The sequence below is a fragment of the Thalassotalea sp. 1_MG-2023 genome (assembly GCF_030546745.1).
In the GTDB taxonomy this organism is placed as follows: domain Bacteria; phylum Pseudomonadota; class Gammaproteobacteria; order Enterobacterales; family Alteromonadaceae; genus Thalassotalea_C.
This window is the reverse complement of the sequence record NZ_JAUOPD010000008.1, coordinates 73253-97780: the sequence shown is the minus strand read 5'-3', so window position 1 is coordinate 97780 and position 24528 is coordinate 73253. Positions and strand designations below refer to the sequence as shown.

Below are 24528 nucleotides of genomic sequence, written 5' to 3'. Positions count from 1 at the left end.
ATTTGTAATAATACTTAATTTAATTGACGGATGATCAACTCCGCCCGTTGATACCGCACTTTAAGGAGTTATACCGCATTATTTTGACAAACGATGTTGCGATAACTTTGTTTAGGTAAATAACTTGCGACATTTCAATTATACCTAGCAGTAACAAAGTATTAGATAAATATAAAACCGTTTAATAGAGAAAGTTGCAGACCTTAGAGGATGAATGCTTAACGACTAGCTAAAGGTGAAAATTGTTAAAAAAAAGAGACGCTAAAATGCGTCTCTTTGTGTACAGATAGGTTGACTATTGTGCTATTCAGTTAGTACAAAATCTAAAATACCTAATGCTGCTTTTCTACCTTGATCTACAGCGGTAACAACTAAGTCTGAACCTAATACCATATCGCCACCGGCAAAAATATTTTGCGCGGAAGTTTGTAAAGCAAATTCACTATCTGCATTGGCGACCACGCGGCCCCTTTCATCAAGCGAAACGCCTGCATCTTGCATCCATTTAGGTGGGCTTGGTAAAAAACCGAATGCGATTACTACAGCATCAGCCTCCATAATAAACTCACTTCCTTCAATGGGTTCTGGTCGGCGACGACCTGCTTCATCTGGAGCACCTAATTGAGTTTTCACAAATTTAACACCACATGCTTGGCCGTTTTCATCAACCGCAACATCTAATGGTTGAATATTAAATTGAAAATCAACACCTTCTTCTTTGGCATTTTGCACTTCACGAGGGCTACCAGGCATGTTGGCTTCATCACGTCGATAGGCACAAGTAACTTCTTTTGCACCTTGACGAATAGAAGTGCGGACACAATCCATTGCGGTATCACCACCACCAAGCACAACAACTTTTTTATCAGTAAAGCTGACATACGGTTTTGCGTTTTCAGTGATACCCATAATGTGTTGCGTATTAGCAATCAAGAAATCAAGTGCGTTATACACACCTAGCGCACTTTCGTGTTCAAAACCACCTGTCATATCGGTATAGGTACCCATACCAAGAAAAACAGCATCGTAATTATCGGTTAGTTCACTGAAGGGAATATCAACACCCACATTTACGTTGAGCTTAAATTCAATTCCCATACCTTCTAAAATACCGCGACGACGTTTGACTACCTCTTTTTCTAATTTGAAAGAGGGTATACCGAAGGTTAATAAACCACCAATTTCTTGGTGTTTATCAAACACGACACAGTCAACGCCATTTCGTGTTAAAACATCGGCACATGATAAGCCAGCAGGCCCAGCACCAACGATAGCAACCTTTTTACCGGTAGGTTCTACATCTGAAAGATCAGGCTTCCAACCTTGTTCAAATGCCGTATCAGTAATATATTTTTCAATATTACCGATGGTAACCGCTCCGAATTCATCGTTTAAGGTACATGCTGATTCACACAACCTATCTTGCGGACAAACACGGCCACACATCTCAGGTAAGCTATTTGTTTGATGACATAAATCAGCAGCTTCAAAAATTTTGCCTTCGGTGACTAATTCTAACCATTGTGGAATGTAGTTATGTACAGGACATTTCCACTCACAATAAGGGTTACCACAATCTAAACAACGGTCTGCTTGTCCTGAACTTTGTTCACTACTTAGTGGATTATATATTTCAACAAAATCGATTTTTCGTTCATCTATCGGCTTTTTCGGCGGTTCGATGCGATTTACGTCGATAAACTGGTATACATTTTTACTCATTATAATCTTCCTCTTCGCGTTCTTTAGTTACTGTGCTTGAACGCGAAGTTCAGCAGAAGAACGGCTACGATGACCTAAAAGTGTTTTTACGTCAGTAGCTGTTGGTTTAATTAATTTAAACATTGGCGAAAATTTATCAAAGTCTGCAAGAATTTCTTGGGCACGTAAGCTGCCTGTTTCTTCGAAATGCTCATTGATAATACCGCGTAAATGTTCCATATGAATATTGAAATCAGAAACAGCTAACATTTCTATTGACTCATTATTCATTCGGATGGCGAGATCATCCGCTTCATCCAGTACATAAGCAAAGCCGCCTGTCATACCTGCGCCAAAATTAACGCCAACTTGACCTAATACAGTAACGATACCGCCGGTCATGTATTCACATGTATGATCACCTGTACCTTCAACGACTGCTTGGCAACCAGAGTTACGCACAGCGAAACGTTCACCAGCACGGCCGCACGCATATAGATTGCCACCGGTGGCACCATATAAACATGTATTACCCATGATCATCGTTTCATGACTTTTATAGGCAACACCTTTGGGTGGTTTGATAGTCAGTTTACCACCAGCCATTCCTTTACCCACGTAGTCGTTTGCATCACCGGTTAAGGTTAATTCAAGACCACCAGCATTCCAGACACCAAAACTTTGACCAGCCGTACCAGTTAATTGAATTTTGATTGGCTGTGCAGCCATACCTTGATCACCATGCTGCCTCGCAATTTCACCCGATAATACCGCACCTACAGAGCGATCAACGTTTTTAATGCTAAATCGGAAGTTTCCACCTGTACTGTGTGCTACAGCATCACGCGTAGCAGCTAACATTTCTTGATTTAACTTACCTTCATCAAATGGCTTGTTTGGCTCTGTTTGATGAACGGCCGTATTGTCTTTAGGCACAACCGGCGCAATGATAGGTGATAAATCAAGTTTTTGTTGTTTAGCACTAATCCCAGCAAGTGGTTCAAGTAAATCTGTTCGACCAATAATTGCGGTCAAGCTTTCAACACCTAATTGAGCTAAAATTTCACGCACATCTTGAGCAACAAATTTGAAATAATTCATCACTTGATCAGGCAAGCCTTTAAAAAACTGTTCGCGCAATACATCATCTTGCGTTGCAACACCTGTCGCACAGTTGTTTAAGTGACAAATACGTAAGAATTTACAACCTAGTGTTACCATAGGAGCTGTGCCAAAACCGAAGCTTTCAGCGCCTAAAATAGCGGCTTTTACGATGTCTAAGCCTGTTTTTAAACCACCATCTACTTGTAATCGTACTTTATGGCGTAAACCATTAGAAACGAGTGACTGATGTGCTTCTGCTAAACCAAGTTCCCAAGGACAACCAGCATACTTAACCGAGGTTAATGGGCTAGCACCTGTACCACCATCATAACCAGAGATAGTAATAAAATCGGCATAAGCCTTGGCAACACCTGAAGCGATAGTACCAACGCCTGGGCCAGATACGAGCTTGACAGAAATGACAGCCTTAGGGTTTACTTGTTTTAAGTCGAAGATTAGCTGAGCTAAATCTTCTATCGAGTAAATATCATGATGCGGAGGTGGTGAAATAAGTGTTACACCTGGCACTGAGAAACGTAATTTTGCAATAAGTGGCGTTACTTTATCTCCCGGTAATTGGCCACCTTCACCTGGTTTAGCACCTTGCGCTACTTTAATTTGTAATACATCCGCATTGACTAGGTAGTGTGGTGTTACGCCAAATCGACCTGATGCAATTTGCTTGATACGTGAGTTTTTCACTGTACCAAAACGACGTTCATCTTCGCCGCCTTCACCAGAATTTGAGAACCCACCTAAGCGATTCATCGCAATAGCCAAAGCTTCATGTGCTTCAGGGCTCAAAGCGCCGATAGACATTGCTGCACTGTCAAAGCGTTTAAACATTTCAGTGTCTGCTTCTACCGAATCAATACTGATTGGTTTAGTGTCTGATTTAAGCGCAAGTAAATCACGTAAAGCGGCAGCCGGACGATTATTGACGGTCTCAGCAAATTTACGATAGTCGCTGTATTCACCGCTTTGCACGGCATCTTGTAAATTCTTCACCACATCAGGGTTGTACGCGTGGTACTCACCACCGTGAACATATTTTAATAAGCCGCCGTGACTTATTTTTTGATGGGCTAAGAAAGCTTTGCGAGCTAAATTAATATTATCTTGCTCTATATCGGTAAAATCAGCACCTTGAATACGGCTTGGTAAGTCAGGGAAACAAAGCTGCATGATATTTTGGTTTAAACCGATCACTTCGAAAAGACCAGCACAGCGATAACTCGCGATGGTAGAAATACCCATTTTAGAGAGTATTTTCAACAAACCTTTATTAATACCGTTACGGTAGTTTTCAACGGCTTCACGAGCCGATAAATTGATTTGACCTTGATCGACAAGTTGTTCTACCGTTTCAAAAGCAAGATATGGATAGATAGCGGTCGCACCTAAACCGAGTAACACTGCAAATTGGTGTGAATCTCTGACTGATGCTGTTTCAACAATAATATTTGAATCGCAACGTAATTGTTCATCAACTAAGCGTTTTTGTACCGCACCAACAGCCATTGCTGCAGGAATAGGCAATGAACCTTTATCAATTTGGCGATCAGAAAGAATTAAAATTACTGTGTTTTTATTACGGACAAGCTCAACAGCTTCATCACATAAACGAAGAATTGCGGCTTCTAACCCTTCAGAAGCATGGTAATTTAGGCTTAACGTATCACTTCGATAATGTTCAGGATCAAGTTCTCGTAATTGCTTTAAGCCTGTGTACATTAATACAGGGGTATCAAAAAGGATTCTATCTGCATGACCAGTCGTTTCATTGAATACGTTATGTTCACGGCCAATACACGTACCTAATGACATCACGTAACGCTCACGTAATGGATCGATAGGCGGGTTAGTCACTTGCGCAAATTGTTGACGGAAGTAATCGTATAAGGTTCTTGGTTGGCTCGATAATACTGCCATTGGCGTGTCATCGCCCATTGAACCTGTTGCTTCTTGACCGTTTTCTGCCAGAGTTTTAACCACTTGTTGAATTTCTTCATAACTGTAATTAAACAGTTTATGATATTGGGCAATACTTTTATCGTTAAATGCTCGCTTACCAATAAGCTCTGCATCCAGTTTTTCAAATGGCACTAAACGGCTAATATTTTTATCTAACCATTCACGGTACGGATGACGAACTTTTAAATCGTTGTCAATAGCATTGGAGTTGAAAATTTTACCTGTGTAGGTGTCGACTGCAAGCATTTCACCTGGCCCTACACGGCCTTTTTCTACTACTTCATCTTCGCCGTAATCCCAAATACCTACTTCAGAAGCAAGGGTGATAAAACCGTCACGGGTAATCACATAACGCGCAGGTCGTAAACCGTTTCTATCAAGGTTACAAGCAACATGGCGGCCGTTTGTCATTACGATACCAGCGGGGCCATCCCATGGTTCCATGTGCATTGAGTTAAATTCATAAAATGCTTTTAAATCATCATCCATTAATGGACTGTTTTGCCATGCAGGTGGCACTAGTAAGCGCATAGCACGGAATAAATCCATACCGCCGGCTAAAAATAGCTCAAGCATGTTATCTAATGATGATGAATCAGACCCTGCTGCATTAACAAATGGTGCCGCATTTTGTAAGTCAGGTAAGAGTGGAGATTGAAAACGATAAGTACGTGCTCTTGCCCATTGTCTGTTACCTTTAATGGTATTGATTTCACCATTGTGCGCTAAATAACGGAAAGGTTGTGCTAAATGCCATTGTGGCGATGTGTTGGTTGAAAAACGCTGATGAAATACACAAATTGCTGTTTGCATGCGTATATCAGCAAGATCTAAATAAAAATTAGGTAAATCTACAGGCATCATTAAGCCTTTGTAGATGGTAACCAAACATGACAAGCTAGCCACATAGAATCGCTCGTCTTCAATTCGCTTTTCTGCACGGCGACGAGCCATATATAAACGGCGCTCTAAATCGCGATTACGCCAACCCGGAGGCGCATTGACAAATATTTGTTCAATAGTAGGTACATTACCGACTGCAATGTCACCTAAAATTGATTTGTCAGTAGGCACTACGCGCCAGCCAACTAGGGTTAGCATTTCTTGTGCAAGTTCTTGCTCAAGTATTTCTTTAGTTTGCGCTGCGATGACAGGATCAGGGTTTAAAAAAATCATACCAACGGCATATTTTCTTCCGAGTTTCCAGCCATTTTCTTCGGCAACAGCACGGAAAAAGCTGTCAGGCTTTTTCATTAATAATCCACAACCGTCGCCTGTTTTACCGTCAGCATTTATACCACCACGGTGTTGCATACGATCAAGTGCTGAAATTGCGGTTTTTACAAGCTTGTGGCTGTTTTCACCATGTTGATGTGCAATTAAGCCGAACCCGCAATTGTCTTTTTGAAAGTTGGGATCATAAAGCTGCATGTTTTCTCTCCTAAAAAAAATACCTACTTGGCACCAGAGTGGTTAAAATTAGAATAAAATTATGTAAAAAATGCATAATTACTCTGGTTTTTGAGCTAAGCGGAACCCCTAACATTAAACGCAAACTGGTTAAAGGTCAATAAAAATAGAGTTTTTGCTCGTAATTTATTTACATTTTTGTATCTTGTTGTATTTAAAGGGTAAAACTATATATTTTACATGGTAAAGCTCTTTATCTTAATGATAATTATTTACATTTAAAGGGGTTTTGATCGTTATGTGGTTGTATAATGTAAGTTTATTACATGATGGGTAAGGGCTAGCGGAAGGTTGACGTTTTAGGTAATTTATGCAAAAAATTATTCACCTTAAGCATTAAAAAACTAACCTATAAAAAATTGCTATTAAAAAAAGTTGGGCGAGCCGAACGAGATAATGAGTAATTGCATATAGAAAAGCACTATTTAGTTACATTACCTGAACAATGAGTAGCAATGATGACTACAAGGCAATACATTTTAGGCGATTGGTGCGTGTTCTTTACGGAAAATAGAGAAATAATAGCAGGAATCGTTCCTGCTATTATAAGGACGTATGACTGAAAACTAAGGTTGGTAGCCGCCAGCGATGCCTTTCGTTGTAATACTCACGGCATCATGAGCATGTAACGATTCAAGATGGTTTATCTTTAACCAGAAGTCTTCAAACGCAGGTACTTGGTTCATCGCAAATTGCAATTTACGTGCAGCATCTTCGCAAAACATTAAGTTTTGACCGTTTAATCTTGCAAACTCTTGTTCATCTTCACGCTTTACTGCAGCTTGAACTGGGGTTTTTAACGCACCTTCTGTTAAATCTACTATGTCTTTAATTGGAAATTCAGTTAAGTTTTCACTAAGACTGACTTTGATTTCAGCTACTGAACGTTGGCTATGAGGTGTTGCAACAATACCTTCTGTTGTGCCAAGCCACTGATGAACATCATCAAGATTAACACTTTCTTCATTAAATGACTCTTTAAATGCACGTTGGATCAGCTGGCGAGCTAATGCCGCAGAACAAGGGCAAGTTGATGAATAACGTACATCAACATGAAGTTCTATGCTTAGTTTACCTTGGTTTAATCTACCGGTAATTGTGACAGGGTAGGCTTTCCAGCCTTGTTTGCCGCTAATGAGCGACTTTCTTCTTAAATGGTAATCGAAGCGAAAAACCACTTTAGCATTATCGCTAAGCTCTTGGTGGCTACTGATAAAGCCATCAAGCAGGGTAACTAAGCTTTGATAGTTTAATTCATTACTTGTGGAGAGCTCATCAAGCAACAAATATAAACGAGACATATGAATGCCTTTTGCTTGTGGTTCTTTTAAGTTAACAAACGCATCAACAAACGCAGAAACCATTCTAGGAGACTCATCTTTTGAAGATAACATAATAGGCATTTCAATATTGCTCATTCCCACCCAATCTAGTGTTCCTTCGGTTTGGGCAGTAGTATGATTTGCAATATCAGGCATTAAGGTAGACATGGAGACTCCGGTAATAGGGTGTTATATAAAGGGCTAGGCTTCCCCTAACTTCAGTTATAACAGGGTTAATGCATTTAAGCGTTTTTAGTAATGCTAACGCCTAGTTTTAAAGGGCGGGTATTTTGAATGAATTCATCGGTAAAAGCAATATTAAGCTGGTATATGCTATATCGGCCAACTGTCAGAAAATATATCCACAAAGCAATATTGGAGCAGATTAATGACAAAATGAATTTGCCTGTTACAATGAATATTAACCGTATGTAGAAAAATGAATGTTTAATAATATGAAACAGTTAGATACTGAACTGCTTGTTGGTTATATTGATAACCTTGGTGTAGATGTTGTGAGGCAGATGTTAGCGTTATACATTGAACAATCTCAAGTCTATTTGGATGATATAGCAGAAACAACGGTCAATGAAAATCAGTCAGGTTGGCAAGAAGCATGTCATAAAATGAAAGGTGCTGCTGGGAGTGTTGGCTTATCTGTTGTACACCAGCGATTAGTACAGATAGAAAAATCGACGGATGACTGGCCACACAAACGTGAGTATTTAGCTTCGTTGAAACATGAAAATCAGCTAGCCATTACAGCATTTGAAAAGTGGTTAGACTCTCAATAACTTATTGCAGTCATTGATGGTATGATTATATCAGTAAATTGAGTTATTGGCAGATATTAAAAAGGCTAGCAACGCTAACCTCTATTTTGTATTGCTTGGATATAAAGAAGGTTATTACTTATTCTACTCTACCGACGAATCGATAGCCTTCGCCATGAATAGTATTAATTAACTCGACTTGTTTATCTACTGACTCAAAGTGCTTTCTTAATCGACGGATGGTGACATCAACTGTTCTATCGTTTGAGCGTAAGTCTCGTCCGGTCATTTCTTTAATTAATTGTTGGCGGGTAACGATTTGGCCTGCATTGGCAATTAGTAATCGTAATGCTCTATATTCACCGCGTGGAATTGAAATGATATCACCATTAGGTGAGGTCATTTGTCGAGAGTTGCCATCAAGTGTCCACTGATTGAATTTAATAACAGCGTTTTCAGTATCACTTTTTCCTTGGGTGATACGATTTAATATATTGCGCGCTCGAATGGTTAACTCTCTAGGGTTAAATGGTTTAGTCAGGTAGTCGTCTGCGCCAATTTCTAGCCCTAAAATTTTATCGATATCACTATCACGGCCAGTAAGAAAAATGAGCCCTAGGTCGCTATTGGTGGTTAATTCCCTCGCCAAAAGTAGCCCATTTTTTCCAGGTAAATTTATATCCATAATTACCAGGTTAATGGTATTATTTTTTAGTTGCTGCTCCATCGCTTCGCCGTTTATTGCTTCTGAAACAATGTAACCTTCTGCTTCGAATAAGTTGCGTAAATTAAATCGAGTAACTTCTTCGTCTTCTACAATAAGTATATGAGGTTTTTGCATGCGTTTTTCCAAAATAAATACAGTAATACGTAATCTGGTTTTTGTCTGTTAGTACAATTATAACGAATTTAAGAATTATTGTTTATCGTTACATCTTAATAACAATTTTATACACCCTAATATAAAATAACAAATATTCCAATGGCTAATCTCTAACCAGTGTTAATAGAGTGTTAAGCTGCCTACTTGATTAAAGTAGCTGCTCACTGATAGGGAACTGAATTTCAAACTTTGTACCTTGTTCGGCGTTGCTTTCCAGTTTAATATTCCCCCCTAGTGCTTGTGTTACCAAGTTATACACGAGATGTAGCCCTAAGCCGCTACCTCCCTCACCGCGTTTAGTTGTGGTGAAAGGTTCAAAAACCTTATCTTTAATTTCAGTGGCAATACCTTGCCCATCATCTTGATACACCATATGAAGCGTTTCGCTATGTTGAGCAATTGACAAGGTAATATTACCATTTTCTCGACCATCAAAACCATGAGTAATTGAATTTAGAATTAAATTTATTAGCACTTGGTTAATGGGGCCTGGTTTACTCACAACAGTGAGTTCTTCAGGACAATGGAAAGTAATATTGTATGGTGAATTTTTAATTTGAGGTGCTAAGGTTAGCATCATTTCATTAAGCAAATCATTAAAGTTAAATTGTCTAAATTCTTCACTTGACTGATCAACCGCCACCTTTTTAAAACTAGAAATAAGCTCAGCAGCGCGTTTTAAATTGCGATATATAATGCCTACATTTTCTTCGCCTTCGGTAAGAAATTTCTTAAGTTGACTTGATTTTAAGGATTTATCTTCAAAGGATGCTTTAATATCTGTCAGCCTATCGGAAAGCAACGTAGATGCCGTAACACCTAAGCCTATAGGAGTATTCACCTCATGCGCAACCCCCGCGACCATATCACCTAAAGAAGCCATCTTTTCACTTTCAACCAATTGGTCTTGGAACTGGTGTAATTTTTCTAAGGTAGATAATAACTCTTGGTTCGATTCTTTTAATGCATCAGTTCGTTTGGTGACCTTGTCTTCTAACTCAATATTTAATTCTAGACTTTGCTTTTCAGCTAAACCTAATTGCGTGATATGCCGTTCAGTACGGTTTAGGAAGCTATTAATATTCATGGCCACAATTTCTGCTTCTCTATAAGGTAAGCTTGAAATGCGTAAGCTGTAATCTTTTGATTGTGTAATTTTTAAAATATCGGTACTTAACGTTCTTAATGGCGTCACTATGTAATTTTCCAGTCGATAACTGACAAAAAAGACACAACAAAAAAGTAGCAGAATCAACAAAACAAAAATAATAATAATATGGGTATCGAACGATAAACCTTGCTGGGTATCTAGTTCAATATAGACATACCCTAGCTTTTGATCTTGTAGCGCAACAGGTGTTACAAATTTAACAACATCACCTTCTTTAACGGGAGTTAAATAACGGTTTTTTTCTTGTGTAGTAATTTTCTCGCCAATGGTTTTAGCGCTTTTTAAGTAATCGTAACCCGCAAAATAATTGAAATTATCTGTGCTATGTTCTAATGCGTAAACATCAATTTTTTGTATCGCTTCATTGGCAGAAAAAAGCTGTAATTTATCTTCTAAGGCAAACTTGTCACCACTGCGTAAATCATCTGATGCCAGTTGAACAACGTAGTTAGCCCATTGCATAGTACTCTTTTCTAATTGGTGTTCAGATTCACTTAAGAAGGTTTTTGCCATGTAGGCGCAGGCGAGTAAAACAAATAGCGACACAAAACCTACAATGCTGATCAGAATTGCGCGACGTATTGATTTTATGTCTTGATGAACTGGCATTAGAATAATATAGTTTATTTTATCTATAGCTTGATAATTGTTGATATCAAGCTAAATTGCAACTCAAATCTGTAAATTTCAATTACTTATCTTATTTTAAAGCCGAATAAACAGCAAAGCCATGTTTGATAGCTGCTGTTGATACCTTTTTGAAGTATGACGCCATAATTGGCTGATATTTCAAAAAGCTGTTGGCTACAACGGTTAACGTGCCGTGAGATTTTATGTGTTTATGAATACCTGCTAGAAAGCTCTCTGTAGCGGCATAGTGTGTTTTGGTTCCCTGGTGAAACGGCGGATTAGTGACAACGTGATCGTACTGTTCGCTAATTGACGATAAACTATTGGTTGCAATTAAGTTTCCAGAGAGTTTGTTTATTTTAAGCGTTTTTTCAGCCGACGCTAAAGCTAATGCGCTAACATCAGCAAGATCAATCGTGATATGTTGATTCGTTTTCGCCAGATATGTTGCAATAACACCCGCACCAGTACCAAAGTCAAGCACATGGCCTGATAGGTTTTTTGGCAGATGTTCAAATAAAACTTTTGTGCCTTTATCAAGGCCACCTTGACTGAAAACACCGGGTAATGCCGCGATTACGCATTGTTCACCTTCAATGGTTAAATCGTAATATTGAAACCAATCTTCAAGGTTAAAAGTAGGCAACTGTTTTAAGGTTAACTCGTATAAAACACAGTGCCGAGCAGTATCAATTTTATCAAGGGTGTTGTGGTAATCTTGAGTCAATTTGCTCATTGATTTTATACCACTTTTATTTTCTCCAACGACGAGTATTCTTGCATTTTCTGACAAGTTTTCGCTGAGCATTGACAACGTGAACGTCAGTTCCTTTTTACTTTTAGGAAAGGTCATTATTACTAAGTCATGTAATGTTTTACTTTGATATTGACAATGAAAGATGGCGTTATTTTTTACACTAATATCTCTAAATAGATGCGCATCATATTGGGTATCGTAAAATGTTATCTCGTCAGCAACTGAAATTTGCTGTAAGTGGTCAGCAAAGTTATCTTGTGGCATGTTAACTAATAAAGGTGACGAAGCGATGAGTAAATCATCATGACGGGCTAACACTTGGCTAAGGTTGGTTAAAAACATCGATTGCTCAGTACAAATTGTATTCTACGCAGACAGGAAAGTACGTAAATTTGTGTCATAATTAGGCGGTATTCTACCTTATTATCTTGATGGTACCAAGGTTTAGCCTTACATTGTAAGACGTGATTACTAGGAGTAAGTTATTGATAAATGGCTGAAGCAAATACAGGCTTGGTGGTTTAGAAGCAATTTTTACCAACGCATGCAAAATGCGAAATACTTTTTATTGCCATCATTGTTAAATAAAAAACCGTGTATTGAAGTATATGTTGCCCTAAAAGATCCTCATAGCTATATGCTTATTCAAGCGCTTATTCATATTGAGCAACGCTATGAGGTAGACATAAACTTATATCTTGTTTATGAATCATTACCGGGGATAAACGTTTACCCTAAGCTCATGCGCCAATGGGTGCTAAATGATGCTAATGTTATCGCACATCGCTATGATTTAAAGGCAATTACCGTTGTGCCGAATGATTCTCAGTTATTAACAGGTCAGCAGTATTGGCAGCTTTCAGTGAAAAATGTTGTAGATGCTGAGAAACTTTTTACCACGACTTGGCAAGGTGCTTTTGAATACTACTGTCAAACATCAACCCCAGTAATTAACTTTCAAATTAAAAATCAGCGCAGACTCGTTAATAAGGGGCATTATTTAGCTGCCACTTGTTTTTTTGCTGGAGAATGGTTTTTAGGCGTTGATAGGTTAACATATTTAGAGCAGCGGTTACTGAGCTTAGGTCTGTTAAAAAAAGACAGCGAGCCGTATTTCCAGCATGAATTTAACGACGAAACCTACACTGATCTGACGGTACCTGTCATTAACAATAAAACCATAAACGTTTATTTATCATTAAATTGTCCTTATTCGTATATCGGGTTTATTAAAGCGGTTCGATTGGCAACAAAGCATCAATTAACATTAGCGATTAAACCAATTATACCGATTGAAAAACGTGGCTTCACAATTCCTATTAATAAACAAAAATATATGTTTAACGATGCCTACCGTGAAGCGAAAGCAGCCAATATCGCATTTTCAAATACGCTTACTCGGCTTGATCAACACGTAGCTTGTTGTTATCAAATTTTTTCTTATGCAGCAGCACAGGGGAAAACCATTGATTATGTTAACGCGGTTTTTAACGCTTTATTTGTTGACTCAATTAACCTAAATGATGAGCAAGCAATGAAGACGTTGTGTCAACAATTACAAATTGATCATAGTGAAGCACTAGCGTATCAACAACAACATGACTGGCAAGTCTGGGCTGAACAACATGTCAAAGAGTTATCTGCTTTGGGTTTATGGGGAAGCCCATGTTTTAAGTATCAAAGCACAAGTTGTTGGGGACAAGATAGGTTCTTTTTAATCGAACAAGCAATTTCACAACCTCCTGAGGTAAACGCTGAGTTTGGCAATGAAGGTTATCCGGTTAAGGTTAAAACGCTATAGCGGGTGTGCTTACGATTTTTCTTTTATTTCGCTACTAATATATCACTGCTAAGGTTTGGTGGTTGCGAGATATTAGAATAAATGTTCTAATATGGCGTCCCTTTTTATCGTAGGTGGGTTTCACCGACCTACGCAAATAGGGCCAGAAGAGGAGCGTTTACTAGGTAGTTAATGGGAAGAGATCAAACTCTTATGAACATTAACCAGGGAGTATAACGCCGAGATAAATACATATTTGATGATGTATTTGTCGGTTGTTCAGGCTGAATCCTGACAACTGTCACCGTAAGGTGGAGAGCTTCTGGCCTTTGTCAGCTTTAGCTACTTCTCTTACGTAGTTATTCGTCTGCAAAGCCTTCAGCTTTCCATTTAATTTACACGTTATCGCGTGACATTCATTGTCGCGCTTTTTGAACTGTTAGTTTTTGGAGTATTTACCTAGTGAGTTGGCAACAAACCTTAGAACAATTAGAAGCAGGCACCGTTAGAGCGGCTAATAAAGATGAGCATGGTACATGGCATGCAAATGTCGCGGCTAAAGAAGCGATCTTAGCGGCTTTTAAAGCTGGAGAAAATACAGCATTTACCGGGCCATACCAAGGATTTGTTGATAAACATAATCTACCGGCCAGAGAAATGACCGTCGCTGACGGTGTGCGCCTTGTGCCTGGTGGATCTTCTATACGTCGAGGTGCACATGTATCAGCTGGCGTAATTGTTATGCCACCTGCTTATATCAATGTTGGCGCTTTCGTCGATGAAGGTACCATGGTTGACAGTCACGCTTTGATTGGTTCATGCGCGCAAATAGGCAAAAATGTGCATGTTTCTGCCGCAGTACAAATTGGTGGTGTATTAGAGCCTATTGGGGCTAGCCCCGTTATTGTTGAAGATGACGCCTTTCTTGGTGCAGGGGTTGTCGTGGTTGAAGGTATTGTGATCAGAAAAGGGGCTGTGCTGGCTCCTGGGGTAACGCTTTCTGCGTCAGTGCCTGTTTATGATTGTGTGAATCAAGTACAACTAGCAAAAGGTGCTGATATTCCTGAACGTGCTGTTGTAGTGCCAGGTACTCGACCTGTATCAGGTGCATGGGCTAATGAAAATGGGCTGAACATGGCTTGTGCGCTGATTGTTAAATATCGTGATGAACAAAGTGACGCTTCATTAACGCTTGAATCAGTACTTCGATAACAGGAGAGAACATGCAGCACTCAACGGGTGAGCAACTAACCAATAACTGGTATCAACAGTTTCAAAAAAGTGAAGGTCTACAGCAGGCTTTAAGTCATCATGTTAGTGATAATGTCGATGAACTTGCTTACTTTGTTTACGATTTAAATGCATTAAAAAGTCATTTAGATGTATTACAACAGCAAGATACTGTAAAGCTTTGGTATGCAGTAAAAGCAAACCCTTTATCACGTATTATTCAAACGGTTGATCAAGCCGGTATTCAGTTTGACGTTGCCAGTAGCGGTGAACTACAACAAGTGCTTGACCAAAATGTGAGTGCTGATCGAATTCTCAATACTGGCCCTGCCAAATCGCGTGCTCAACTTGCCGAATTTCTTGCTAAAGGGGTAAACACGTTTGTTGTTGAAAGTCCTAATCAGCTGAAGTGGTTGAATGAGCTAGCGAAAGAGCAATCGATAACGCCTGATGTGCTGTTACGAGTACAGTTACAGTGGCCTGACGGCGATAAAAATCCGTTAGGTGGCAACCAAATAACGCCTTTTGGTATGTCATTAGACGCTTGGAAAAACCATCATGTCTCTTTGTATCCGCACCTTAATATATGTGGTCTGCATATTTTTCAGTGGGGTAACATGTTGTCGAATAAAAAAATGTATGCCCTATGGCAACAAATGATAGAGCCTTTAGTTTCACTTGCTAAAACCCTTGGTATGTCGTTAAAAGTGCTCGATCTAGGTGGTGGTTTAGGGATTGATTATCATGAGCAAGGAGTGGAGCTACACTGGTCAGAGATTATTGCCGATCTGGCGAAAATTAAGCAACAAGCCAATGTAGCCGAATTATGGCTAGAACTTGGTAGATATGCTGTAGCCAACTGTGGTTATTATGTGACCTCAGTGGTTGATAAAAAAGTTAATTTTGATCAACAGCAATTAGTGTTAGCGGCAGGCATTAATCATTTGTTGCGACCAGGGATAACCGATCAACCTTTTCCCGTTCGGCTTTTACGGGATTCCTCGCATAAAAATACGCTATTCGACTTACATGGCCCGTTATGTACCAGTATGGATAAGCTTGGTAATTTACCGTTACCAACAGATGTCGATATAGATGACCGATTATTATTTGGTTATGTAGGTGCGTATGGCTTTACTGAGAGTATGCCATTTTTCTTATGCCATCAAACCGCTGCAGAATATGTTTATTGCGAGCAAACATTATCTCTTGTACGTGCAGCAAAGCCTGCGCAGTGGTATTTAGCATAATAATAATGAAAGAGACGAAAATGACAAATTTTACAAAAGACGTTATGCACGTTGGTGAAATGGCCAGCGGCGCAGCCTTAACGGTTCCTGTGTACCGACTTAAAGGTGATTCAACAGCGCCGAGTGTTTATATTCAGGCGAACATGCACGGTGCAGAAGTACAAGGTAACGCGGTAATTTTCCAATTGCTGGAGTTATTAAGGAATACGCAGGTCAAGGGTGATATTACCCTAGTACCGTATGCTAACCCTGTAGGATGTAACCATAAAAATGGTGAATATACCCTTGGACGATTTGATCCTATCACCGGTGTTAACTGGAATCGCATGTATCATTTTGCGCCTGAAATGATAAAGCCGTTTGTCCGTGAGAGCATTGGTAAAGACGATAAAACCATTGAAGCGAACTTTAAAGCATTAATGATCCAAAGTATTGAGCAAAAACTTAATCACAATATATTTGGTTTAACGACTGGGCAACGAATCGCTTATCAGCTGCAGCGCTTAGCACACCAAGCTGACCTTGTACTTGACTTGCATACAGGGCCAATATCTAGCAAACACTTATATTGCCCGGAATACGCAAAAGAAAGCGCTAAACACTTTGATATTCCGCATACATTGTTGATCCCAAACCAGTTTGACGGCGCATTAGATGAAGCAACTTTTTGCCCTTGGTGGCATCTTCAAGAAGCTTTCGCAGAGTTAGGTATTAACTTTTCGATAAGCTCTGCTTCATTGAATAAAGAAAGCTTTACCGTTGAGCTTGGGTCACAAGAACAAATTGATCTAGATGTCGCTTTAGAAGATGCGCAAAGTATTTTGAGTTACTTGCAATACAAAGGTGTAATTGATGCGCCAGAATACCAAGCAAAACCAATGACTCGTTATGCATGTATGTTAAAAGACTATAAAGCCTATTATTCTCCCATGGGCGGGATGGTAGATTATTTGGCTGAATTTGGACAACCTCTACCGGCTGGCGAGCCGTTAGCAAGAATATTAAGAATGGATAACTATGGTGATGGTGATCCTTTGCATTATTTATCTTTGGATGAAGAAGTTATTCCTATTTTGCATTTTGCATCAGCAAGTGTTAACCAAGGTACTGAACTTTATAAAGTTTTTACAAAGTATTTTACGTTGTAAGTGAAAAGTTTAGTCAAATAAAACAGTGTTTACACCAATAATTCAGTAGCGCGTTATTGGTGTAACCTGTCTTCAATTTACGTTATTCTCAGCGTTTGAGGGTATTATTCTTCCGCGTGTTCTTTGATATAAGCAAAGAGATCTCGATATGATTTACCCGGTTTTTCAGCGTTATGCTCTTTCGTTGCTTGGCGAACAAGTTGCCTTAATTTTTGTCGTTCCATTGCTGGATATTGTTCAAGCATGGCTTCAATTTTATCGTTACCTTGAGTAATAAGGTCGTCACGCAATTGTTCTAAACGTAAATGTCGAGAAGTATCTTGTTGGTGTTTATTCGCCATTACATCTAATGCTTGATTCACATCTGTTAAATCAGTTTCAAGTAACACTTTACTCATAAACCTGACATGACGGCGTAAGGCTTCAGGCTTATTTTTAATTTTGTCTGCGAGCGCTAACGCTTCAAGAATTTCTTCAGGAAACGGTACTTTCGCGCGCTGTGCTTTGGAAAGCTTAACCAATTTCATGGCAAAGTCTTGCATAGCGTGCATTTCACGTTTTATTTCGGTTTTACTTTTATAATCTTCATCGAATTCATCGATATCGTGTTCGTACTGAGGCATAATAACGCTATCATTAAAAATTTTAAGCATTATACAACAAGCGTGAACTCGCCTCTAGCAGTGAGAGCATTTGCTTGCAACAAAAGAGCTATATTGACGAATGACCGATATAAAAACAATCCCTGAACAAATGACAGATGTTAAACAAACCGTCGCCGACGCCTTAGCTTTAGCGAAAACACTAGGTGCAGATGGCGCTGAAGTGTCGATGAGCAGACAACAAGGTTTGAGTGTAACAACAAGACTAGGTGATGTTGAAACGGTTGAATTTACCAGTGATGGTGCCTTAGGAATAACGGTTTACCAGCAAGGGCGAAAGGGGAGTGCTTCAACCGCTGACTTATCACAAGATGCGTTGAATCAAACGGTGCAAGCAGCGGTCAATATTGCCAAATATACCTCCGTTGATGAAAGCTCAGGGCTGGCTGATAAAGCATTATTGGCAATGAACCCGAAAGATTTAGACTTATATCATCCTAAAGTATTAACCACTGAAGAAGCGATTGATTTAGCCAATTCCTGTGAGCAAGCGGCTTTAAGTGCTGATGACAAGATCACTAACTCAGATGGCGCTACTTTGGCTTGTTTTGAGGGCTTTAAAGTTTACGGCAATAGTCATGGTCAGATTGTGGGATATCCAAGTACTCGCCACAGCTTAAGTTGTGTTGTGATTGCAACAGATAATGACGAAATGCAACGAGATTATGCTTATAGTGTCAGTCGCGAATTTTCTCAGTTAACTGCCCCAGAAGCTATAGGTAAAGAAGCGGCCAATGAAGTGCTCGCACGACTTAACGCACAGAAACTGCCTACAGCTAAGGTGCCGGTCATGTTTCGTGCTGATATTGCTAACACCTTTTGGGGACATTTTATTGCCGCGATTAGTGGTGGTAATTTATATCGTAAATCCTCATTTTTATTAGATGCGTTGGGCGAACAAATTTTCCCTTCGTTTTTAACCATCGAAGAAAAACCCCACATTTTAAAAGGTTTGGCCAGCAGTGCGTTTGATAGCGAAGGTGTCACAACGAAAGATCGGGAAATTATCAAAGACGGTGATTTAGCCACCTATTTATTGACCAGTTATTCTGCGAGAAAACTAGGTATGACAACAACAGGGCATGCTGGTGGTATTCATAACTGGCAGGTCAGTGCTAATGGTGGCGACTTTGACGCAATGTTAAAAACCTTAGGCACGGGTTTATTAGTAACAGAATTAATGGGCCAAGGTGTTAATGTTGTTAACGGCGATTATTCGCGTGGCGCGGCAGGTTTTTGGGTTGAAAATGGTGAAATTGCTTTTCCGGTTTCTGAAGTCACTATTGCAGGCAATCTACAAGACATGTTTAAAAATTTAGTGGCTGTTGGTAACGATTATGACTTAAAGGGCGCGATTAAAACCGGGTCAATTATTATTGACCAAATGCAAGTTGCTGGAAATTAACTGGTTTAGGTGAGTGCCGCAATCTTGCAATTGCGGCTAAGCCAAGTGGTTATAGTTATTAGCCTAACAGCAATGCTGCAGTACCTAGAAAAGCAAAAATACCTACCACATCGGTAATCGTTGTTAAGATCACGCTTCCCGCTAACGCAGGATCAATATTCATTCGTTTGAGCATTAATGGAATGGTAACCCCTGCGATTCCTGCCGCTGTCATATTCATTAACATAGCAAACGCGATAATGCCTGCGAGTATGATGTCTTGTTTCCAAATACCTACTACCGCGGCAATTAAAATTGCCCAAATAATGCCATTTAAAAAGCCAACGGCTAATTCTTTCATTAACAAGACGCGGGAGTTGGAATCACCAACGTGGCCAAGTGCGATACCACGAATCACCAGTGTTAGCGTTTGATTGCCTGCTACACCGCCCATGCTAGGTACGAGTGTGTTTAAAATTGCCAGAATGGTTAATTGGCTTAAAATATCTTCAAACATGTTTGACACAACAACGGCAAAAATAGCGGTTATTAAGTTAACACCTAACCATATAGAGCGGCGTTGAGTACTTTTTAAAATAGGGGCAAAAGTATCTGCTTCATCATCAAGACCCGCCATGCTCATCATAGAATGCTCGGCTTCTTCACGAATGATATCGACAATGTCATCTACAGTAATACGACCTAATAATCGACCGTTATCATCAATCACCGGGGCAGAGAACCAATCGTAACGTTCAAATAGTTGCGCAACTTCTGTTTCAGGCATTTCAACGTTTACTGCTTCTATATCCGCATGAATTAAGGTTGAAATTGACTCTTCTGGCTTTGCAGTTACGATAGCTGCAAGTGATACGGCACCGATAAATTTGTCATTACGGTCAACGACATAAAATGAATCAGTGGCGACAGGCAATTCGCCTTTTAAACGTAAATACCTAAGCACAACATCAACGGTTACGTCAGGGCGTATTGTGATGGTATCGGTATTCATGATACCACCAGCGGTATCTTCTTCGTATGAAAGTGCTTGTTCTACCCGGCTTCGGTCTTGCGAATCCATCGAGTTTAGCACTTCGTTATAAACGGTATCTGGTAGGGTTCTTAATACTTCTGCAAGATCATCAACATCCATCCCTTCAGCAACTTCTGCTAATTTTTCTGGACGAATATTTTTTAAAATACCTTTACGTACTTCCTCACTTAATTCTTCTAAGACCTCACCATGATGATCGGGATCGATAAGTTGCCATAAAATAGTACGACTTTTATTTGGAGACGATTCAAGCAGTAGCGCGAGATCATAAGCGGGCATGTTCTGTAGTAGTTTGCGGACATAAACAAACATACCGCTGCCAAGCGCTTCATTGACTTGTTGTAGGCGTTGTTGGCTTTGTTCTTGTTCTGACACTTCCGGCATCATGCTACCCTTTGCCGTTTTCACGAAATTAGAATGCTAAAAATGAAACAGATGGGCGATGTTCTGAGAACGTCACCAAGGCATCCACTATATTTGGTATTATAGTCTATCTCAACTGGTTGGTTTTAGCAGCTTTTTTCTTATTGTAAATGTGAACACTGCATTGGCATAAAGGGGAGTTTTTTCGTGTAAGTTTGTCATTTAACCAAGGCGTACACATTATTCTTCTTCATCGAACTTGTTAGTAAATAATTGGTGTACTTCTTCTAATGCACGCTTAGCGTCAGGGCCTTCTGTATGAACATTAACGGTTTTCCCTTGGCTGCCAGCCAGTAACATTAACCCCATTATGCTACTGGCATCAACTTGCTTACCTTCTAACTCTATCATTACTGTTGCTTTAAATTGTTGAGTTAATTGCGCTAACTTAGTGGCAGGCCGGGCGTGTATCCCTAACTTGTTGGTGATTATGATTGAACGAGAAAAGCGATTCATATGATTAAACTTACCCCTTAAGTTGACGTATTGTTAGTGTAAACGTAATTTAATCAACGCTGCTACTTTTTATCGTTGTATTCATTCAATTATTTACAACGTTTTTATTGTGAGAAATATTTGCCAGACATAATTTGATTATGTGCTAGGCAATTTAAGGTCGCGGTGACGAGCCTGCACGTCTTTACGTTCTTTCTTTAAATTAGATGCTAACAATTCGGCGATATATACCGAACGATGTTTACCACCAGTACAGCCGATAGCGATAGTAATATAACTGCGATTATTCCGTTCTAAATGCGGTAACCAGGTCATCATAAAGCTGTTTATTTGCCAGATAAACTTGGTCACAATTGGTTGGCTGGCGAGAAAATCTTTTACTGGTTGCTCTAACCCAGTAAACGGCTTTAATTCTTTTTCCCAAAAAGGATTAGGTAAAAAGCGCGCGTCAAAGACAAAATCGGCATCTTTTGGTAGCCCGTGTTTAAAGCCAAATGATTCAAATACTACTACCATAGAGCCACTTTTTTTGCCCAAGACTCGTTCGCGTATCAAGTCTGCAAGTTGATGTGGTGTTAATTGGCTAGTATTAATATATAAATTGGCACGAGCAGCAATGGGTTCAAGTAATTTTTTTTCTAAAGTCATCGCTTGATCAAGTGCGATGTTCTGGCGAATGAGCGGATGCAAACGACGTGTTTCGCTAAATCGTCTAATAAGATCGCCGTCGTCAGCGTCTAAATACACGATTGAAAGTTCTACTGCACTAGGTAAATAATCGAGTATTTCGGGTACATCTGTTGGTTCTGCAGGTAGATTTCTAACGTCTAGGCTTACCGCAACTGTTTCGTAATCATTAATAACCGTATGGGTCAATGCGGGTAATAAATTTACAGGAATATTATCTACACAGTAATAACCTAAATCTTCTAATACGCGCAAAGCGACTGTTTTACCTGAGCCGGAGCGGCCACTTACGATCGTAAGTTTCATTGATGAAATCCTAGGTTATTGGGCAGTAGATTTTAGTAATTGGAATAATTCGTGGTTGTTGTCACATTTGCGAACTTGTTTACACACGCTTTTATCGCTGAATACTTTGGCAATACTTTGTAGCGTGGATAGATGCTGCTGGCATTTAGCTTCCGGTACAAATAAGGCGATAAAAATATCCACAGGTCGATTATCAATGGCGTCAAACTCTATGGGGGTTTCTGCAGTCGCGATAACAATCATGACTTTATCTGTTGATGTTAGCCGACCGTGCGGAATAGCAATACCATTACCGATACCTGTAGAACCCATTTTCTCTCTTAGCATTAAGCTTTCAAGTAAATTATAAGTGGTCACTTGATCATTGGTGTCAGCAGCTTTACTGCATAAAAGTTCAAGAATACGTTTTTTGCTGGTAGCTTGGACTGCACACAGTGTGCAGTCCTCTTTGATGATATCGATAAAATTCATAGTGGATTTTGTGATCAACAAACTAATGTTGATTAATTTTTCCCTTGTATTTGAGGATTTGTTTATCGAGCTTATTGACGAGTGAGTCTATTGATGTGTACATGTCGTTGTTTTCCGCTTTAGCATGAACTTCGGTGCCACTTAGGTGTACGGTTGCTTCAGCAATTTGACTCAATTTTTCAACCGTTAACACAACATAAACATTGTTAATGTGATCGAAGTGTCGCTCTAGCTTTGCAAACTTTTTATTGACGCTATCGCGCATAGGTTCAGTAATTTCAACATGATGTCCGGCAAGGTTAATTTGCATAAGCGTTATCCTTTTACTAGAGAGTTAAAGTAAACTTTTACGTTGATTAGACGGTGGAATATTTAACGATTCTCGATATTTAGCAATCGTCCGTCTAGCAACATTGATACCCTGTTCAGCCAATAGTTCTGCCATTTTGCTATCACTCAGTGGCTTAGCAGGCACTTCTGCAGCAACGAGCTTTTTAATTAAAGCGCGAATCGCTGTTGAAGAACATTCTCCGCCATTTTCTGTACTTACATGGCTAGAGAAAAAATATTTAAGTTCAAAAATACCACGCGGTGTATGCATATATTTTTGCGTGGTCACACGTGAAATGGTCGATTCATGCATGTCTACAGCTTCAGCAATATCGTTTAACACCATTGGACGCATGGCTTCGGGGCCGTGCTCAAAGAATCCTTGTTGACGTTGCACAATACAATTAGACACTTTTAATAAGGTATCATTTCGACTTTCTAAACTTTTGATAAACCATTTAGCTTCTTGTAAATTTGAACGAATAAACTGACTGTCATTTGTGTTTTTCATCGAGCGAGCCATTGAAGCGTACTGCTGATTTACTGAAAGCCTTGGTGCCGTATCTGGATTTAATTCGACAATCCAGCGACCATTTTTTTTCTCAACGGATACATCAGGTACCACGTATTGATCTTCACCTTGGATCACGGAATCACCAGGGCGCGGATCTAAAGATTGAATTAAGCGGATCACTTCACGTAGTTGATCTTCTTTGAGTTTCGCTTTTCGCATGATTTGTCGATAATCACGATTACCGAGTAAATCAATGTATTCATTGATCACTAGTTTACTTTCATTTAACCATGGCGTGTCTTTATCAAATTGATTCAGCTGAATTGTTAAGCATTCAGCAATCGACCGAGCGCCTACACCTACGGGATCAAAAACATTAATTCGTTTTAAAACGGCTTCTACTTCGTCGAGTTCAACATCTTCAACACCAACTGATTCTAAAATTTCTTCTGTGGTGACGCGTAAATAGCCCGCGTCGTCAATGGCGTCGATGATTGCCATGGCAATAGCTTCGTCTGTTTCACTAAACGGTGTAAGCTTCATTTGCCAACGTAGGTGATCTTGAATGGAATCTGTAGTTTCACCTTGGTATACATAATCATCTGAGATAGGAGCTGCGCCGGTATTTGAAACACCAGCACTGTAACTTTCATCCCACGTTGTATCGATGTTAAGTTCTTCGGGGATATCGGATTTATCCATTGCTTCGGTGGTACTAATTTCATCTACCGTTGGTGTAGAGTCTTCTGTACCATCGTTATTGTTTGGTTTCTCGTCATTAGTGTTTGCGGAAAAAGCTTCTTCTAAACGATCAGGTTGGTTGTCTTCTACAGACGATGATGATTCGTCAACCTCAAGCAAAGGGTTGCTTTCTAGTGCTTCTTGAATTTCTTGTTGTAAATCCAACGTGGACAACTGCAATAACTTGATCGCCTGCTGGAGTTGCGGCGTCATTGTGAGCTGTTGTCCGATACGTAGTTGCAGACTTGGGCGCATTAATTACTTCTTATCCTTTCAAGTAAATCTTATTTTTCTAAAGCATATTATA

Annotated in this window: 19 protein-coding genes and 1 riboswitch; of the genes, 6 read left to right on the top strand and 13 right to left on the bottom strand. The window is 39.6% G+C overall.

The features are described 5' to 3' along the window. Nucleotides 1-303: 303 nt before the first annotated feature. The 3 genes from Q4489_RS08620 to folE2 all read right to left on the bottom strand — a co-directional run bounded on the left by Q4489_RS08620 (nt 304) and on the right by folE2 (nt 7739). Nucleotides 304-1722 (bottom strand): FAD-dependent oxidoreductase, encoded by a 1419-nt coding sequence (locus Q4489_RS08620; RefSeq protein WP_303479104.1) that lies wholly within the window; start codon nt 1720-1722, stop codon nt 304-306. 27 nt (nt 1723-1749) lie between these two features. Beyond that, on the bottom strand, nt 1750-6210 hold the full coding sequence (gltB, locus tag Q4489_RS08615; RefSeq protein WP_303479102.1) for a glutamate synthase large subunit: 4461 nt from the start codon (nt 6208-6210) through the stop codon (nt 1750-1752). Nucleotides 6211-6815: 605 nt separating this feature from the next. After that, nucleotides 6816-7739, bottom strand: coding sequence for a GTP cyclohydrolase FolE2 (gene folE2, locus Q4489_RS08610; protein ID WP_074498606.1), 924 nt, complete (start codon nt 7737-7739; stop codon nt 6816-6818). 275 nt (nt 7740-8014) lie between these two features. Here folE2 and Q4489_RS08605 point away from each other — a divergent pair, with 275 nt between their 5' ends. Then, nucleotides 8015-8365 (top strand): Hpt domain-containing protein, encoded by a 351-nt coding sequence (locus Q4489_RS08605; RefSeq protein ID WP_303479100.1) that lies wholly within the window; start codon nt 8015-8017, stop codon nt 8363-8365. Nucleotides 8366-8483: 118 nt separating this feature from the next. Here the strand turns inward: Q4489_RS08605 and arcA are convergent, their stop codons facing one another. The 3 genes from arcA to Q4489_RS08590 all read right to left on the bottom strand — a co-directional run bounded on the left by arcA (nt 8484) and on the right by Q4489_RS08590 (nt 12127). Further along, nucleotides 8484-9185 (bottom strand): two-component system response regulator ArcA, encoded by a 702-nt coding sequence (gene arcA, locus Q4489_RS08600; protein WP_303479098.1) that lies wholly within the window; start codon nt 9183-9185, stop codon nt 8484-8486. A 190-nt stretch (nt 9186-9375) separates the two neighbouring features. Beyond that, nucleotides 9376-11007 (bottom strand): sensor histidine kinase, encoded by a 1632-nt coding sequence (locus Q4489_RS08595; protein ID WP_303479096.1) that lies wholly within the window; start codon nt 11005-11007, stop codon nt 9376-9378. A gap of 91 nt (nt 11008-11098) precedes the next feature. Further along, nucleotides 11099-12127 carry a methyltransferase gene (locus tag Q4489_RS08590; RefSeq protein WP_303479095.1) on the bottom strand — a complete coding sequence of 343 codons (1029 nt, stop codon included), beginning with the start codon at nt 12125-12127 and terminating at the stop codon, nt 11099-11101. A 202-nt stretch (nt 12128-12329) separates the two neighbouring features. On the opposite strand from Q4489_RS08590, the gene Q4489_RS08585 reads away from it, so the two are divergent. The 4 genes from Q4489_RS08585 to Q4489_RS08570 all read left to right on the top strand — a co-directional run bounded on the left by Q4489_RS08585 (nt 12330) and on the right by Q4489_RS08570 (nt 17193). Continuing rightward, nucleotides 12330-13586, top strand: coding sequence for a DsbA family protein (locus Q4489_RS08585; protein WP_303479093.1), 1257 nt, complete (start codon nt 12330-12332; stop codon nt 13584-13586). A gap of 138 nt (nt 13587-13724) precedes the next feature. Next, nucleotides 13725-13895, top strand: a riboswitch (Lysine riboswitch). A 132-nt stretch (nt 13896-14027) separates the two neighbouring features. Further along, the gene (locus Q4489_RS08580) at nt 14028-14777 is read left to right on the top strand and encodes a 2,3,4,5-tetrahydropyridine-2,6-dicarboxylate N-succinyltransferase (RefSeq protein WP_303479091.1); all 750 of its coding nucleotides are present in this window, start codon (nt 14028-14030) and stop codon (nt 14775-14777) included. An 11-nt stretch (nt 14778-14788) separates the two neighbouring features. Continuing rightward, the gene (locus Q4489_RS08575; protein ID WP_303479090.1) at nt 14789-16045 is read left to right on the top strand and encodes a PLP-dependent decarboxylase; all 1257 of its coding nucleotides are present in this window, start codon (nt 14789-14791) and stop codon (nt 16043-16045) included. A 20-nt stretch (nt 16046-16065) separates the two neighbouring features. Further along, nucleotides 16066-17193 (top strand): succinylglutamate desuccinylase/aspartoacylase family protein, encoded by a 1128-nt coding sequence (locus Q4489_RS08570; protein WP_303479088.1) that lies wholly within the window; start codon nt 16066-16068, stop codon nt 17191-17193. Between the two features lie 104 nt (nt 17194-17297). Here Q4489_RS08570 and yjgA read toward each other — a convergent pair whose 3' ends face one another. Next, nucleotides 17298-17816, bottom strand: coding sequence for a ribosome biogenesis factor YjgA (gene yjgA / locus Q4489_RS08565; protein ID WP_303479086.1), 519 nt, complete (start codon nt 17814-17816; stop codon nt 17298-17300). A 100-nt stretch (nt 17817-17916) separates the two neighbouring features. Between yjgA and pmbA the strand changes: the two genes are divergently transcribed. Further along, complete coding sequence (pmbA, locus tag Q4489_RS08560) at nt 17917-19260, top strand: metalloprotease PmbA (protein WP_303479084.1); 1344 nt, start codon at nt 17917-17919, stop codon at nt 19258-19260. 58 nt (nt 19261-19318) lie between these two features. Here the strand turns inward: pmbA and mgtE are convergent, their stop codons facing one another. The 6 genes from mgtE to Q4489_RS08530 all read right to left on the bottom strand — a co-directional run bounded on the left by mgtE (nt 19319) and on the right by Q4489_RS08530 (nt 24476). Next, on the bottom strand, nt 19319-20677 hold the full coding sequence (mgtE, locus tag Q4489_RS08555; RefSeq protein ID WP_074498615.1) for a magnesium transporter: 1359 nt from the start codon (nt 20675-20677) through the stop codon (nt 19319-19321). A gap of 219 nt (nt 20678-20896) precedes the next feature. Further along, complete coding sequence (locus tag Q4489_RS08550) at nt 20897-21172, bottom strand: HPr family phosphocarrier protein (protein ID WP_303479082.1); 276 nt, start codon at nt 21170-21172, stop codon at nt 20897-20899. 138 nt (nt 21173-21310) lie between these two features. Next, on the bottom strand, nt 21311-22165 hold the full coding sequence (rapZ, locus tag Q4489_RS08545; protein ID WP_074498617.1) for an RNase adapter RapZ: 855 nt from the start codon (nt 22163-22165) through the stop codon (nt 21311-21313). 15 nt (nt 22166-22180) lie between these two features. Further along, entirely contained in the window at nt 22181-22636 is a 456-nt protein-coding gene (gene ptsN / locus Q4489_RS08540; protein WP_074498687.1) for a PTS IIA-like nitrogen regulatory protein PtsN, read from the bottom strand. A 22-nt stretch (nt 22637-22658) separates the two neighbouring features. Beyond that, nucleotides 22659-22946 (bottom strand): ribosome hibernation promoting factor, encoded by a 288-nt coding sequence (gene hpf, locus Q4489_RS08535; RefSeq protein ID WP_074498618.1) that lies wholly within the window; start codon nt 22944-22946, stop codon nt 22659-22661. A 24-nt stretch (nt 22947-22970) separates the two neighbouring features. Next, entirely contained in the window at nt 22971-24476 is a 1506-nt protein-coding gene (locus tag Q4489_RS08530) for an RNA polymerase factor sigma-54 (RefSeq protein ID WP_303479080.1), read from the bottom strand. Nucleotides 24477-24528 lie beyond the last annotated feature (52 nt).

What these genes read in the sequence shown, in the direction of transcription:
- Q4489_RS08620 (WP_303479104.1), bottom strand. Translation starts at nt 1,722, where the DNA reads ATGAGTAAAAATGTATACCAGTTTATCGACGTAAATCGCATCGAACCG.
- mgtE (WP_074498615.1), bottom strand. Translation starts at nt 20,677, where the DNA reads ATGCCGGAAGTGTCAGAACAAGAACAAAGCCAACAACGCCTACAACAA.
- Q4489_RS08575 (WP_303479090.1), top strand. Translation starts at nt 14,789, where the DNA reads ATGCAGCACTCAACGGGTGAGCAACTAACCAATAACTGGTATCAACAG.
- hpf (WP_074498618.1), bottom strand. Translation starts at nt 22,946, where the DNA reads ATGCAAATTAACCTTGCCGGACATCATGTTGAAATTACTGAACCTATG.
- gltB (WP_303479102.1), bottom strand. Translation starts at nt 6,210, where the DNA reads ATGCAGCTTTATGATCCCAACTTTCAAAAAGACAATTGCGGGTTCGGC.
- Q4489_RS08570 (WP_303479088.1), top strand. Translation starts at nt 16,066, where the DNA reads ATGACAAATTTTACAAAAGACGTTATGCACGTTGGTGAAATGGCCAGC.
- pmbA (WP_303479084.1), top strand. Translation starts at nt 17,917, where the DNA reads ATGACCGATATAAAAACAATCCCTGAACAAATGACAGATGTTAAACAA.
- Q4489_RS08585 (WP_303479093.1), top strand. Translation starts at nt 12,330, where the DNA reads ATGCAAAATGCGAAATACTTTTTATTGCCATCATTGTTAAATAAAAAA.
- arcA (WP_303479098.1), bottom strand. Translation starts at nt 9,185, where the DNA reads ATGCAAAAACCTCATATACTTATTGTAGAAGACGAAGAAGTTACTCGA.
- Q4489_RS08530 (WP_303479080.1), bottom strand. Translation starts at nt 24,476, where the DNA reads ATGCGCCCAAGTCTGCAACTACGTATCGGACAACAGCTCACAATGACG.
- rapZ (WP_074498617.1), bottom strand. Translation starts at nt 22,165, where the DNA reads ATGAAACTTACGATCGTAAGTGGCCGCTCCGGCTCAGGTAAAACAGTC.
- Q4489_RS08550 (WP_303479082.1), bottom strand. Translation starts at nt 21,172, where the DNA reads ATGAATCGCTTTTCTCGTTCAATCATAATCACCAACAAGTTAGGGATA.
- Q4489_RS08595 (WP_303479096.1), bottom strand. Translation starts at nt 11,007, where the DNA reads ATGCCAGTTCATCAAGACATAAAATCAATACGTCGCGCAATTCTGATC.
- yjgA (WP_303479086.1), bottom strand. Translation starts at nt 17,816, where the DNA reads ATGCCTCAGTACGAACACGATATCGATGAATTCGATGAAGATTATAAA.
- ptsN (WP_074498687.1), bottom strand. Translation starts at nt 22,636, where the DNA reads ATGAATTTTATCGATATCATCAAAGAGGACTGCACACTGTGTGCAGTC.
- folE2 (WP_074498606.1), bottom strand. Translation starts at nt 7,739, where the DNA reads ATGTCTACCTTAATGCCTGATATTGCAAATCATACTACTGCCCAAACC.
- Q4489_RS08605 (WP_303479100.1), top strand. Translation starts at nt 8,015, where the DNA reads ATGTTTAATAATATGAAACAGTTAGATACTGAACTGCTTGTTGGTTAT.
- Q4489_RS08590 (WP_303479095.1), bottom strand. Translation starts at nt 12,127, where the DNA reads ATGTTTTTAACCAACCTTAGCCAAGTGTTAGCCCGTCATGATGATTTA.